Origin of the sequence: Dawidia soli, from assembly GCF_018598185.1 — a bacterium.
Taxonomy (GTDB): domain Bacteria; phylum Bacteroidota; class Bacteroidia; order Cytophagales; family Cyclobacteriaceae; genus Ohtaekwangia; species Ohtaekwangia soli.
In genome coordinates this window covers 1-15,288 of record NZ_JAHESC010000012.1, presented here as the reverse complement: position 1 = coordinate 15,288, position 15,288 = coordinate 1, and the positions used below count along the sequence as shown (strand labels likewise).

The window sequence follows — 15,288 nt, the reverse complement described above, 5'->3', positions numbered from 1 at the left end:
ACGGTATTGCCAGGTTGTGGCTTTTTAACTTTGATTGTGTTATGAGGCTGCTGTGAAAAAGCAGTCGGTATATAGTTTTATCTATCCTTTAAAATAAGCGCCTGTGCGCACCTGAGTATGAAGCTGATCCGTAACCGAATCTTGCTGAAGGCATTTGCCGTATTTTTTTTGTTGGAAATCCTAATCAGCACGGTGGTACCTGCGGTATCATGGGCATTGACCGCTGGCCCAACCTCACCAGAGTATTCTAGTTTTGAGCCCGTCGATACAACCGACATGGTTAACTTGCTTACCGGTGAAATGACGTATAACATGCCAGTGTTGGAAGTGCCTGGCCCATCGGGGGGATATCCCATGTCATTGTCCTACCATGCTGGGGTCAAGACTGACCAGGAGGCTTCGTGGGTGGGATTAGGCTTCACCTTAAACCCCGGTGCTATAAACCGCACGGTAGACGGTTTTGCCGACGACAACTATAACACGCGTCGCGAGCAGCGTGATTATTGGGGCGGAGGAGAAACGAGGACCAAAACCTGGACGATCGGCGTCAATTTGCCGATACGTGGACTAGGCATTAGCTACAACCTTGCTCATACGCAGGATACCTATAAGGGATTTAGTGTAAGCAGAAAGGCTAATGTTGGATATTCATATAACAATGTCAACGTTGGCTTTTCTATTGGCACCGACGGTGTGAGTGTGAATGCCAATGTTGCCGGTGAAAACCTTATGCCCAGATTTGGAAAAAGATCTACGAACAATACGGGCTCGCTTTCTATTCGTCGGACCTCGACCGACGGTGGCTCCGCTGCCTTTTGGTTTGGCAGCTTTGCCATCAAAAACTTCTACACCCGATACTGGTCTGACCAGTCCGATGCAATCTATAGTTATGGTGCGCTCTATCCCGGTCGTGTTGATGATCATGACGACCACTTTGTATACACCAATGGGACACGCGCTGAACAGAGTGTTGATTTTGCGGAGTTCAGATCTTATTCAGGCGATATATACGATCTGCCGGAAATTCATAGTGGTATGCAGCCTGGGCTTACCAATCCGACGACGGTAGCAGATCCCTCGCGCGAGGCGGGTGGGGCACTGCCAGCGAACGACCAATATGTGGTATTAGGGCAGGGAATAGGCGGCATGATGGAACCCGTTCATTTTACGAACACTCCGATGCATGGTCAGAATTCCTACTTTAAGAATCCTATCAGCGGTGTGCCGATGACGTACTATCCAACGATTAAGTATAAGTCCCTTCGTGCGTTGCCGGACAAAAAAGTCGAGTTTCGGTTTAAAAATGATTTCAGCAATTCACTTTGGATGGAGTGGGCGAATCTCACAGGGACCACGGCGAATGACAATATCCACCTGGAGGGCAATAGTAATATTCACGCGATTGCTGATGGGTACGACGATACAGGAACTCAACGAAAACTGGCAGGATCAAAAGATATTCAATGGTTTACAACTGAGGAAATTCGTTCGGGCGGAGCAAAATCAAAAGGATTTATCGATACATATGCCGATCCGTTGCAACGTACCCGTTTCATGCCTATATATACAGATTATCTGCAACCTGAGTCTTGTCTTCCTGTAGCATGGGAAGATGTGCATGGCAAAGGTGGCGGAATTTTTACGCAAGATACTTATCCGACAAATCTAAAGAATACATACAATGCAGCTCATCGCTATCCATCGTTGAAGCCACGTATTGTTGACCTGAACAGGCGAATTGGTGGCTTTATGGTTACTAATGAAAGCGGCGTTACGTATCATTACGCTTTACCGGTGTATAGCTATAATGAATACACTCGTACAAAGATGAAAAAACCGTTGAAGGGAGTTGCTACGATCAATGAGGTGAAAAATGAAGAGCCGTATGCATATACGTGGCTGTTGACTGCCGTTACCGGCCCGGACTATGTCGATCGGGGCGGTGCCAACGGAGCCCCCAACGGCGTTCTGGATGATGAGGATTTTGGTTACTGGGTGAAATTCGACTATGGAAAGTGGACGGATAGTTATCAGTGGCGTACGCCGCACTCAGGCTACTTGTCTGATTTTGAGAGTGAATATGAATCTTTTGCGTACGGGATCAAAGAACTTTATTACCTGGATGCGATCGAGACGAAGTCGCACAAGGCGTTATTTGTAAAATCCAAGCGGAAGGACGGAAAAGGCGTAACGTCACGGCTGGAAGGCGGCAGTAACCCTCGGCAGTACAAAATGTGGTATATGTTTAATGGGAGCCTCACGGACGATGGTTATCCAAACACACCCAGTGGCTTTGGCGAACGTGCAACACTCGAGTTTTCGGTGAGCCCCGTCAGTACACTGAAACTGGACGCTATCTATTTGTTCAATAAAAAGGATTTGGCCGCTATACCTGTGACGAAGGCCGGGGGGGATAAGTATGACCAGGCGCCAATCTCTCAACCGTATTTTTATCCGTATGCACCGTTTTACGCCGGTGAAGGGTATCGTCATCAGGATCCGTGGCCATACCAGGCTGGGAAAGTGACGACCATAAAGCCTGGGGAGGACGGCATAACAGTGAAATATCACAATGGCGACCTGGTATTGGACGACGAAGATATTGCGAACCTGGAGAAGCAGGGCCACGCGTTTAAGAGCAAGGCGTTAAAGACTGTTGTGTTCAATACAGATTATTCACTGTTTGATGCCGCGGAGCCTACATGGGGAGTGCCTAATAGCTATGACTATTACAGCAGCTCTGGCAAGCCGTGTACCGAGGCTTGCAGCGATCCGGATTTAAATTTTGAATGGCCCTCGGTTCCGTCATCTTGCTATGTGCCTACACCGCACTGTTGTAACGAGACTCGGAAAGATGCCTTTTATGCAAAATACCCGTTGAATTCTTTCCTTTATTCGCAAGTTTGGAATGAGGGGCCGTGTCCAGACGCCCTGGCTGATATCAAAGGGGGGCCAGTGGCATATTACCGGACAGGGAAGCTGACGCTTAAGAAGGTTGAAATATTAGGTCCCAATAGTGAGCGGGCGATGCCACCCGTGACATTTGCATACGCCAAGAATCCGGGATACAATAAGGACCGATACGATTTATGGGGCTATTATAAAAGTGACTACTCGACGGTGACGGAAAATGGTGAAACCTTCGAAGGTACCCGCCGAATTACGAGTCTCTCAGCGCAAAACGTCGATGCCTGGTCTCTGACAGAGATTGGTACACCGACCGGTGGGAAAATCAAATTGGAATACGAGGCTAATACATATGATAAGTCCGTCTACAATAAGAATACCGTGTTTAGTATTGAGAGGATCAATGACGTTGTTCCCACAACAGCTGACGATGATTTTAATATTCGTCTCAAGGAAAAAGGTCTTGACCTAACGCAGTTCTTTTCTATTGGTAGTGTCATCCCGGTGACAGCCTTATTTATGACAACGAATTATACGTCGGTCTTTTTTGACGAGAATGTAACGGTAACCAATGTACTGCCCGACCAGATTACGGTAGTATCCACGAATCTGTCGAATGCACGGCGATCGCCTGCTGGATATCAACGCTACTTTATTTCCGGAGCGGTTGTCTCGCTAGGTGACAATTCAACTAAGCCAATCGGGGGAATTCGTGTCAAAGCCGTCCGTATGGCCGAATTCGGTGGACATGAACGCGCGACCGAATATAAATATACAAATGGGGTGACAAGCTACGTTCCCTTTAATAGCGTCTCGGTCAATTTTCCGACCGATATTCCATTCTTCAATTCGCTGGCCAGTCAACCAGATTGGGATGCGAACAAGGTAAAGCTTACCAGTGACCGGGCCAGCTTTCAAGCTTTATTAAATACGATGTACATGCCGGTACTCGTGTTTGGACGAGAGGCGCCCGCGCCAGGGGTGATGTATGGTAGGGTAGATGTGCAGGACTCGTATGACGGTAAATCAGCCGATAGTTATTCGGCATACACCTTCAAAACTTTTACCGAGGACATGCTCACACGTGAGCGCGGAACTGCGCCGCAGCAATGGGACCGGGTATTGACAAATGATGTAGCGAGTGTAGGCAGCATACTGACGGAGCGCCGGTACGCAAAAGACTTTGCACTACTGAGCGAGACGATTTATGGGTATTTGTGGGACGACGTGGACGAATCTTTCGAACCGGCGATGAGAGCCTTGCGTCAGGGAACGATCGAGCAGATCTTTAATAAACATGTCACGAACAAGGAGTATATGGCTACTGAGATCAATATGCCGGTGTACGAGATTCTCAACAGCCAGAAATTCATCCAGCTGAAGCGGATCGATCGCCCAAACCCGATGACCACGATAACGGAGCGAAATGTTAAGCTGGATACAGAGACCAAAACCGAATTCTGGGAGTTCGACTCCTATTCAGGTCGGCCGACAAAGACATTGGTGAAGAACGGTAATAACTGGGTGATGACAGAGGTAACACCTGCCTACCGGATCTACGAGTATTCGGGCATGACGGAGGCACAGTTGTCAAGCGGTTTTAGGGGTATGGGCCTCAAACTGAAAAATCCCTTCAACAAGCATATGCTCACCCAGGAAACCGTGGCGCGTGTATATGACGCGAACACTGATGGCACGTATAGTGGACTTATTTCCGCTGATGTGCAGACGTGGTCAAATCAAATAGACGTGGTCTACCCGGATCACAGTCAGAGTAAGGAACAGCAAGTTTGGCGCAAGAATGCGAATTATGTGTTTGTCGGAGATGATACTTTTCCTCTGACGGCCAGAGGCCTCTATAAGCTTGAGAATCAGACCAATTTTACGGCATGGGAAAAGTATGCGGATTGGGAGACGGGAGCACCAGCCGGATGGAAGTTTAATAAGGCGGCTACTTTATACGATGTCTATTCCCACGTATTGGAGGCCGTTGATGAAAACGGCCTGTATACCTCAACGCGGATGTCTGCAGATCTGCTGCGGCAGGAAGCGCTGGTAACGAATGGGCAGTACGACGAGTTTGCTTACTCTGGATTTGAAGAAGACCGGCAATTCGCAACAGCAGACGACATCCTGATGCTGGGTGATGGTATGATCGACCGGTCACACGAAGCGCATACCGGAAATGCGACGCTTTCGCTGGCGGCTGGTAAGCGAGGACTCAAGGCGGACATCAACGTAGCGCTGGATCCCCGAAGCCTGGACGGCCAATTGCATGTTAGCTTCTGGCTATATGGCATGAACAATCCCCAGGTTACTGTCGAGTTTGTGGATGATCCTAATGGATCGACTGTTAAGCCGTATCCTATTGATTGGGCAGCGATGAAACGTTCGGGGCCCTGGTACTTATGTGAGCTGGATATTCCCGTCGGTGTCGATGCTTTGCATACGGAACTTCGAAAGGCGGTCCAGGTCCGTCTGGCCAATAACGGATCAATGCCTATTTATATAGATGATTTCCGGGCTCACAGGAGCGATGCACCTATGATTTCCTATCTCTACAATGACCATGGATTGGTGTCGCACGTGCTGGATAATAACAATATTTATACATACTATGAGTATGATGCAGGAGGAGCATTGACCAGTGTCTGGCAGGAGACACTCTCTCTTGGTACGACTACTCGTGTAAAAGTTAAAGAGATAAAAACGCGCTATCACCATGAGGAAAATTAATAACGAAGCCATGTTTCAGCAAATAGTGTTACGCGTGTGGGGCGTTTTGTTTGTGGTTTTTTTCTTGCCGGTGATGGACGTCTTTGGACAGACGCATATAGATGACTTACCACTCAATCGGATTGAGACCATTTTCTATGATCGCGACGGAGCAATTGTTTCACAAATGAAAGAATATTTTGGGTTGGCCGGTGAGCCGCTTCAGACCCAGCGGAAGAATGTTAGCCGCAACGAGGTGCTTGCCACGACGATCGTTCGAGATGCTAACGGAAGGCCGGTGATGACCACGTTGCCTGCGCCCATTGGCGATTGGAGATTCCATTATAAGGATTTGTTTTTTGTAAACGAGACAAATGCAAAATTCGGATACTCCGACTTCGGTGCACCTGGTAAAGTTGGCCACAGTGTTCGGGGAACCTTGGGGTGGTATTATGGAAGTGAAAACAATATGGAGCGTAACGTACCGGTTTCCGATTTTCCGTATTCGCAGATCGACTACTATAATGACGGAACGGAGGGAGTCCGATTTCAAGCGCAAGCGGGTGAATCGCATCGTATAGGAAATGGCCGTGATACGGAAAGGGCTAGTCGCACGTTCCTCGCTAAGGAGGAGCTGGGAAACTATTATGCTATTCAACTTGCAATTTTCCCTGACTATCCAATCTACGAAAATAAGGCTATCGTTCGTGTTACCCGCGACGAGAATCGCCAATATTCGATTTCTATAGTAGACACGAGGGGTAACACACTGATGACGGCATTGGCAGGGACGCCGGATGACTATGATTTGAAATTGTTAAGGTCGCACAGTGTTACATCAAGTCCAACCCGACGGCTCACACGCGATTTTTATTTGTTTAATCCACAAGACGTACAGGTCATGCTTTCGGGTGGTGGAAATATACCATCTCCGTATTTTACGCTACGGGATTTGCTGTCAATTGATCATTCTTCTGGCCCCGAGAGGAGAGGAGGGCTAAATTATTTTAGTGATGGTTTTTTTAAAGTTAACTGGCAACCAGGTTTCAATTGGTATGATGCGCAATTTACCAGTTCGCTATATCTTAAAGATATTGCCTATTATTTTTATGACGCTTATGGGCGCATAGTGGCGGAAATGCCGCCGAATAGTGTGCGGCAAATTCTGAAAGAAAATAAATCCATTGTGGAGGCGGCCAAGATCACCTATAATTATAACTTTAAGGGGTGGCTGTTGTCCATGATGGATCCGGACAAAGGTCAGATACAGTATAAATATCGGAAGGATGGCCGGTTGCGTTTTTCTCAACGAGCCGATCAGGTTTCCGCTGGCTATTTTGCGTACACCCACTACGACAGGCTAGGCCGCCCAATAGAATCGGGAGAGTGTACCGACGCAACATATTCCTTTGCTTCACTTGATGCTCAACTGGAATATATCGATCAGGTTTATTTTCTGCGGAACAATACGCGTGATTGGCTAAAAACGGCATATGACCTTTCGGACCTGCGTCCCACGGTCGGATTACATGCCATCACTCACCTTCCAAAGGCAGCCTATACGCAAACCAATATGCGCGGGGCCGTGTCTTATACGGAAAACGTTAACGTCACAACGTGGTATAGTTATGATGAGTACGGACGTGTTCTCTGGATGATTCAGAAGCCAAAAGATGTGTCGTTTTCTTTCGTTGTGAAGTATTCCTATGATTTTTTAGGCAACGTCTTGCAGGTATCGAATCTTACGTATAGTGCAGCCGGTGAGTTACAGGAAGAGTTCTATCATCACTACACCTATGATACAGATAAACGTCTCGATAAGGTATACACAAGCGAGCAGGTTGCAGGGCCTCGGAAATTGCGAGCAACCTACGAATATTATCTCCACGGCCCTCTAAAACGTATTGAGCTTGGCAGTAAAACACAAGGGGTTGATTTTGTTTACAATATTCAGGGCTGGTTGACTCAGATCAATCACCCGGACCCCCTGCAAGACCCGGGGCATGACGGGAACGATGCGTTCGGTATGGTGCTTGATTATTATAAAAGCGACATGAACAACTTGTTTCCGACGGCGGCCGTTCCGGACCCTTATCGGGGACATAACGTTCCGGAACAGCATCGGCTTGCGGTCAATCACCCGCCGCTGATCCGGTTCATCCCGGAATCGCCACCATTGGAGAATTCAGCGAGTCCTTTTTTGAAGGACTTCGGTACCGGTGGAGACCGATATAAAGACACCCTTCATTCTTTGATAGTCCCTTCTAACAAATAGGCCATGCGTACTATTTTTCGATTCTTTTTTCTGGCAGGCCTGTTTTTCAGCACATCATCGGGGGCGCAAACGAACGTCGTACCAGATGCCGTTGAGTTGGCTGCATTGAAGCAGTTTTATACCAGCTTGGGCGGCGACAGCTGGACGAAGCGGTCCAACTGGCCAACACTAGCTACCTGGCCCGCGACAGCGACAGCTGCGACGATGGGCACCTGGCAGGGAGTTATCGTGCAGAACGGCGATATCACAAGCCTATCGTTTAATGCAGCGAACCTGGTCGGTGAGTTGCCGGCGGAGCTGGGAGACCTCAAGCAATTAAAGACATTGCGACTGGACGCAAACAAATTGTCCGGGAGCATTCCCGTGTCGCTGGGAGACTTATCGGCCCTGACGGTACTGAACCTGGCCGGCAACCTGCTGACCGGTGAGTTGCCGTCTACACTCGGTAACCTGACCAATCTCACGCAGCTTGCTGTATGGAAGAATAGATTGTCGGGCGAAATTCCAGCTTCCTTGTCCGCCTTAACGCAATTGACGATCCTGTATATACACCAGAATCAATTTTATGGCAAGCTTCCGCCCTTGGTGGGATGTAGAAATTTGAAGTACTTTCATGCATATTCCAACTATTTTCAGGAGGGGATTCCGGACTCATACAGTGAGTTTAGCGAATTAATTGAATTCCTGGTATACAACAACGACTTGTCTGGCGAGTTTCCCTCGTTGGAAAACTGGCCAAAGCTCACGCAACTTCTTATATACGATAATAATTTCAGTGGGGCGTTTCCATCGACTGTCGATCAGTGTCCGGAGTTGGTGAAGTTGCAGGCCCGCAATAATGCGTTCACCTCCATACCCAACAGTATTTTGAGCTGCACGAAACTGACGACGTTGGATTTTCGGGATAATGCTTTGACGAGCATGCCCGTGTTCACCCCCTCTAATTTTAATACCGCGCAACTCACATTATCTATTTCAAACAATTACCTGGGCTTTGACAAGCTGGAACCGTTGTTCATTGCCGGGACCACGACATCGATTTTCAAAAGCCTGCTGTATTCGCCGCAAAAGGTAAATGACCTGGTAAGTCGCGTAGATGTACCGGCCAACGGGGCGTTGGAGCTTGCGGCATCACCGAAAGGTGTCAATGGCACCGTTGCCTGGGAAAAAAAAGGTGCGGCGGGTACGTGGGTCGCGGCTACTGGAGATACAGATAATTCTAATCAGACTTATAGTGTACCGAATGTTACCGTTCCTGTTGCAGGGTTTTACAGGTGGACGATTACCCACCCGACACTGCCGCTGACGCTGAAGAGCGGTGAGATAGAAGTACGTATCACCGATGCGGTCAAAGCCAGTACCCAGGCAATCCCAGTGTACAATGGCCTGATTAGCGCTGTTCGCTGGCGTACCTCGAAGGCGTATGGTGCGGAGGGCGTAGACTTGACGGGAATGTATATTTATGAATACGATGATAAATATCAGGTACTCGATGCGAGTTGGGCTGATGTGAACAATACATTAAATACGTATTCGATGAGTGGGAACAAGTACCGAATATCGGGTATGGCCTATGACGCTAATGGGAATATTCAGTCATTGCATCGTTACAATGAAGCGGCACAGGAACAGCATAAATTTGCCTATACATACGATCCGAACAAAAAGAACCGCCTCATGTCGGTTAGTGGTTACACAAATGCGTTTACCTATGACGCAGTCGGGCGGATGACCGGTGCAGATAAGGAGACGGGTGAAGATCAGTATATCGACTATGACATTACCGGTAAGGTGGTGGCGGTATATACAAGCGATCAGAAAAGGCCGGAAGATAAAAAGGTTGAGTATCGTTACGACGATCGCGGGTTCCGCCTGGCAAAGATCAATTACCCGGACAATCGCACGACGTGGTATATTCGTGATGCGTCGGGCAACGTGCTCAGTACTTATGAACAGGAGGGAATACCCGGTTCGGGTAATATGAGTGCGTTGGTGAAGACGGAAATCCCCGTGTACGGGGCGGGCAAACTCGGCACATACTATCCAAAGCAGGATGGTAGCATGTGCTACGAGATGACTGACCATCTCGGCAACGTACGCGCACTGGTGCGGGAGAATGTCGTCACATATACGGCAACGATGGAGGATAGCGGCGAAGAGAGTATTCATAACCCACGTGTGGAGGAGTTACAATATTTTCTCAATCTCCAGGAGACACAGAAGGAAGATCGATTTATGAACCACACGTCGCCGTCAGCGACCACTGTTGCCGATCCGAAGATGTCGGCCTACTTGTATTGGACCGGTGCAACGGAACAGTCTATGGGCCCCGCTATCGCGCTGGCTGTATCACCGGGAGACACTGTTACTGCGGAGGCCTACGTGCGGTATCACATAAAAGAGTCCTACGGCAACGGCCTTCAGCTTATGTTGCTGCCTTCACTGTTGGGGGCAAGTTTTTCCTTTACGGGAGGTTTTGACGGTATGACAACGACGCGGACCACGCAGTTATTTGATCAGGCGCTGATAGCCGGAAATTGGGCCGGCAAGGCGGTCGGTACCGATCAGCCTGCGGCGTATCTCAATTATATCGTTTTTGATGCCTCCATGAATAACATCGGTTCAGATCGGGTGCCTATCCCGGAAGAAGCCGGATTTTTTACAGGAGAGGAAATCATCCCCAATATGCATGCGCGGGTAAATATGAACGAACCGGTGATTGTTCCCGCTGGCGGAAAATACATTTATGTGTGGGTATCTAACGAAAGCCCGGGAACAGAGGTGTGGTTTGACGACTTCAGCGTGACGCATACGGCGGCATATGTCTCGGAATCTACCGACTACGGCGTATGGGGTGATGTACTTCGGACGACATCGAGCGAAGACATGACGCCCCGGGAGAGCATCACCAAAGGAATGAAGGGACAATATGCATTTACAGGCAACGCTCAAAATCAAGCGAGCGGCAACATGCACGGTACGGTGATGGGGGCCACGCAGACGGCGGACAGAGATGGTAATGCCAACCAAGCGTATAAATTTGACGGTGTGGACGATTACATTGGGTTGGCCGGCTCGGCTAACGACTTGTCTTTCATTCAGAATACCGGTGTTTTCACGATCACGGCGTTTATTAAATTGAGTGATTTGAGCGCGCGTAGCGCTATCATCGGTAGTTCAAACACGGTCAGCCGGAAGGGATTTACCTTTGCCTATGAAACCTTTGGTAATGAATACGGCGAACGGGCGTTACGGTTCAGCTCCAGCACAGGCGAGTCAGGGGGCTTAAACCTCGGGGCCGGAAATGACTTTGCCATCAGCGACCTGAGCTGGCACCACGTAGCGGTAGTAGGCGATGGTAAGTCGTTTTACTTTTACCTGGACGGTGTGCGGGATGGCCAGAGTACGCCGATCACCGCTTACAGCACCGGTGCGTCATCATATGATGCGGTGATTGGTGCCACGCGAAATTCGAGCACGGGTGTCTTGTTGCCGATGCACGGTAGTGTGGACGAAGTTTTTGTCTTCGATAAGGCATTGAGCGATTCGGAGATTCGCCTATTGGCGGCTGGGGCGTCTGCAGAAGATATTGATGAGGTGCTGAAACCCGTTAATAAGCGTTATCGTCATGGCTACCAGGGGCAGTTTGCCGAACACGATGAGGAGACGGGCTGGAATCATTTTGAGATGCGCGAATATGACCCTATTATTGGGAGGTGGCTGGTTCCTGACCCGCAGGATGTCCATTGGTCTCCGTATTTGGCGATGAACAACAATCCGGTTAATTCGGTTGATCCTACGGGGGGGTGTGAGACGGGCAACTGCCCGGATCCGGAAATAGGCACGGTGCAGGACGGACAAATAATGACTGCCCACGGGTGGGTTACGCTTGTTGATATTGATTTTACGGCTGTAGATAAAGCGCTTCCGAAGGATATTAGTCTTTTTACACCGGAAGGTTTCGAGTCATTTAGGAGTGATCTTAATATGCTTCTTTCCCAGTTCTTTGAAGAGAACCCGAACTATGGTGTAGTGATTTGGGGAGACGGTACTTTCGGTGGCGGCGGGCAAGTTTTGCAGGGTAGAGATTGGAAGGTCGGCATGAAGGTCGAGCATATCAAGCTTGGAGAAGTGAGCGAATTGTTGTCATTCTTTGAGCGCACCACGCTGAATAAGGGAAGTATAGACAACACAACGCTCACAGTAAACAATCTTGATCTCTCGGCTAAAATAGATAACATTGTGAATGCAGTTCTTAAAGTTGATGGTGCGGCGGAAGCACTGTACAATTCACTGAAAGAGCATGCTGACAAACTTGCTGAAAAAGAAGCGTTTAGACGCTGGACAGAGGTGGAAGAAGGCCAATGGGTGTCTGAAGAGGTGACGGGGATAACGATGGAGCGTGCTAAGAAGATGAATCTTGAAGATTCGGTTTCTAAAACGGTCGTTGATGGTCTAAAACAACAGGATTCTATTATCAAGGCATTTAAACAACGAACCAAGCAATAATGACTCAAATAACCGGTACGACAATAATAGTTAATGTCCTTTTCTTTTTAGCAAGCTGCGTAGCGGATAAACGCGAAAACACAGAGGCTGGAGAGAAAGTGCTAGTTGACGTCCTCCCAATGATAGTAGATTCGTTGTCGACAGTGTATGATTTAAATGATCGTTATCTGGTTCATTTAGAATTGATTCCTGACAAGGTCGAATACTTCGGTTATGATAATCTAACGGAATATTTTTCTGAAAAGCCGGACAAAAGCAGTCCGGAACGTTTGGTGATGCTTGATTCTTTAAGGAAATCGGCGGACGATTCGTTGAGGTTCTCTAAACATGAGATGACTTTTGGAAGCACGACCTTGTATTTTGATATGGATGATTCTCTATTGAATGATCCGAAATACTATGGCACTTTTTCACTTTCGAATGTAGTGTTTGATCATACTAAAAATAAAGGAGCTCTATACGTGGCTATAAATTGCGGAAATGATTGCAGCCGCGGTATGATTTTTTTTATTAAGGTGCAATCCAATAAGTGGGTTGTTGATCGTATATATCAGGTTTGGGGATAGCAAAAGTAAATGAAGAGAATTGCGAATTAGCTTTGTCGCTGGAGGGAAATTGTGTTCGGTACGCCGCGCCCCATAGACACGTGGCTAAATTCACCAGCAAAGTCACTGAAACGGATGTTATAAGTGTATAACGGATATTCTACACATCTAATACTATAACGTCAAAAGCATGTTATTCCGCTGTCCGGCGTTTTTTAAACTGGTGGAAAAGTTCAAAATTGCCTGCATAATTCACCATCACCAACTTTATCACCTTTCTATGAAAAAAATCAACAAATTCCTGTTGCTGGTTGCTTTTTCGGCGGCGGCGTTTTCGTGCTCGAAGGAGGATGATGCCACACCAGAAAAGAGCTTGGAAGATGTAAGCATGAGCCTGTCGGGGTCAAGCAGCGTCATTAGTACGCCTTCGGCTATGGCCAGCTCGGACGACACCTATGCAGGCCTGGCCTCGTCCTATGTGGCTATGGCCAATGCGATGACCGGCTACTCGCAATATTTCAAGCCGCCGCAAGGCGCTGCGAAAAGTACAACGCCGATTACCGTTGCCAACGGGCGCGTTGCTGCTGCGCAGACAGAGTACCTGGTCTATACCTGGACCGATCCGCAAGGCAGCGGCATGAGCCTGGCATACCAGGTAAGCGAAGAGTCAGACAAATATGTATTTGAGATCTTTATGAAGTTCTCTCAAGAGGATGACTGGATGCGGTTTATATATGCTGAAGAAACGAAGGATGGCAGCGAAGGCCTGATGCACATCTACGTCGCCATGAATGGCGACGACGCCGTATTCGTTACTTACAGCTGGAAGCGTTCAGGTGACAATTTTGATTTTGTCATATCCGGTATCGAAGGTGAATCTTCGTTCGAAATAACCATCAATGGCAATACAAAAACAAAGGCCGGTTCAGCGAAGTATGTCCTGGATGACGAATTGATGTTCACGATGGAATGGGATGCGGCCGGTAACGGCGAGTGGGCTTACTACGTCGATGGCCAGGTAGACGAAAGCGGTAGCTGGGAGGTGTAAGCTTCGGTAACGTACGAATACAGGCAGCCAGGGCAACAAGCCCTGGCTTTTTTTTGGTTGATAAATCGATTTGAAATGGTTATATTCGGTTAGAAACCAGTTTTATTATGGGAGCAGCACAGATTCGGGCGGAGCTAACGGAGGCTATTAACCGTATGGATGAGCGTACGCTGTATATGATCTATGAAGTGGTGATGCATGCGCATGGCGGATTGACGTTGGAGCAGGAGAAAGAACTGGCGGTGCGGATAGCACGTGATCAACAGACTGAGTCAGCATCCCATACGTTGCAACAAAACCCGCAACCTGATCAACTAAAAGAGATACGTGTCAGCTAGGCTTCGCGAAGAAGCCAGACTTGACACGAAGGGCTGTTTGCGGGCCCGTGGCGGATTTTTGTCTTCTCTCAGAAGGGCTGTTGAATGGGTACATTCAGCTTTGCCGTATCGGCGTGCATCGGGAGCTGCACGGTGAACTCGGTATACTCGCCGGGCACCGACTCGAGCGCAATGCTGCCTTCGAGTGCTTGTATGGATTTCTGCACGATGTACAGCCCCAGGCCGTTGCCTTTCGAGTCGGGGTGGCCTTTGAAGAACATGTCGAAGAGGCGGTGCTGGATGGTAGCATCTACGCCGATGCCGTTGTCACGGACGCTGAACCGCACCTGGCCGTTTACGGTGGCCCTGAACGTGATTTGTGAGCCTTCGCCGTGCTGCATGAGGCTATAGACGAGCGCATTTTCTACGAGGTTGTTGACCACTACTTCCACCAGGTTGGGATAGGAGTGGAAGGTGAGATCGGCCGGGCAGTCTACCACAAACGTCACGCGTTTTTCTTCCATGAGATTGCGATACCGGTACTGTACGTTCTCGACGATGTCGAGGAGCGTAATGGATGAATAGCCTGTGGGTTGGTTGATCTCGCTGACGATGGCCAGTTTTTTCAGAAGCTTGTCCATGGCCTCGGTAGTGTTGACGACACGTTGTACCAGCTCCCTGGGCTCGCCGTCGGAGAGAAGAATGGCGATGTTGCAAAGGCCGATGATCGAGCAGACGGGGGTACGCAGGTCGTGCGAGGCCCGGTAGAGGAAGGTATCGAGCTCGCGGTTTGCCTCGGCGAGCAGTTTCGTGCGGTCTTCAACGATCGCTTCCAGGTTTTCGTTCACGCGCTTCACTTCCTCGTTCGCCAGCACCAGGTCTTTCTTCTGCCGGCGCAGGCGATTGCTGAACGTAATGAGCAACACGATGAGCACGCCGAACACCAGCGCGACGATCGAAATGAGAAAGAGT

At 48.7% G+C, this 15,288-nt stretch carries 7 protein-coding genes; 6 read left to right on the top strand and 1 reads right to left on the bottom strand.

Annotation, left to right across the window (positions count from 1 at the left end; all coding sequences use genetic code 11):
* The first annotated feature begins 117 nt into the window (after window positions 1–117).
* From KK078_RS10115 to KK078_RS10090, 6 genes are all read left to right on the top strand, one after another.
* Window positions 118–5,643 (top strand): hypothetical protein, encoded by a 5,526-nt coding sequence (locus KK078_RS10115; protein WP_254090148.1) that lies wholly within the window; start codon window positions 118–120, stop codon window positions 5,641–5,643.
* The gene (locus KK078_RS10110; protein WP_254090147.1) at window positions 5,630–7,897 is read left to right on the top strand and encodes an RHS repeat domain-containing protein; all 2,268 of its coding nucleotides are present in this window, start codon (window positions 5,630–5,632) and stop codon (window positions 7,895–7,897) included. The genes KK078_RS10115 and KK078_RS10110 overlap by 14 nt, the downstream gene beginning before the upstream one ends.
* 3 nt (window positions 7,898–7,900) lie before the next feature.
* Entirely contained in the window at window positions 7,901–12,406 is a 4,506-nt protein-coding gene (locus KK078_RS10105; RefSeq protein ID WP_254090146.1) for a LamG-like jellyroll fold domain-containing protein, read from the top strand.
* On the top strand, window positions 12,406–12,972 hold the full coding sequence (locus tag KK078_RS10100) for a hypothetical protein (protein WP_254090145.1): 567 nt from the start codon (window positions 12,406–12,408) through the stop codon (window positions 12,970–12,972). Before KK078_RS10105 ends, KK078_RS10100 begins: the two co-directional genes overlap by 1 nt.
* A gap of 259 nt (window positions 12,973–13,231) precedes the next feature.
* On the top strand, window positions 13,232–13,999 hold the full coding sequence (locus KK078_RS10095; protein ID WP_254090144.1) for a hypothetical protein: 768 nt from the start codon (window positions 13,232–13,234) through the stop codon (window positions 13,997–13,999).
* A 107-nt stretch (window positions 14,000–14,106) separates the two neighbouring features.
* A complete protein-coding gene (locus KK078_RS10090) occupies window positions 14,107–14,337 on the top strand; it encodes a hypothetical protein (protein ID WP_254090143.1) in 231 nt (76 codons plus the stop codon).
* Between the two features lie 68 nt (window positions 14,338–14,405).
* On the opposite strand, the gene KK078_RS10085 is transcribed toward KK078_RS10090, so the two are convergent.
* Window positions 14,406–15,288, bottom strand: an 883-nt coding sequence (locus KK078_RS10085; RefSeq protein WP_254090142.1) for a sensor histidine kinase, incomplete at its 5' end; no start/stop codon positions are given.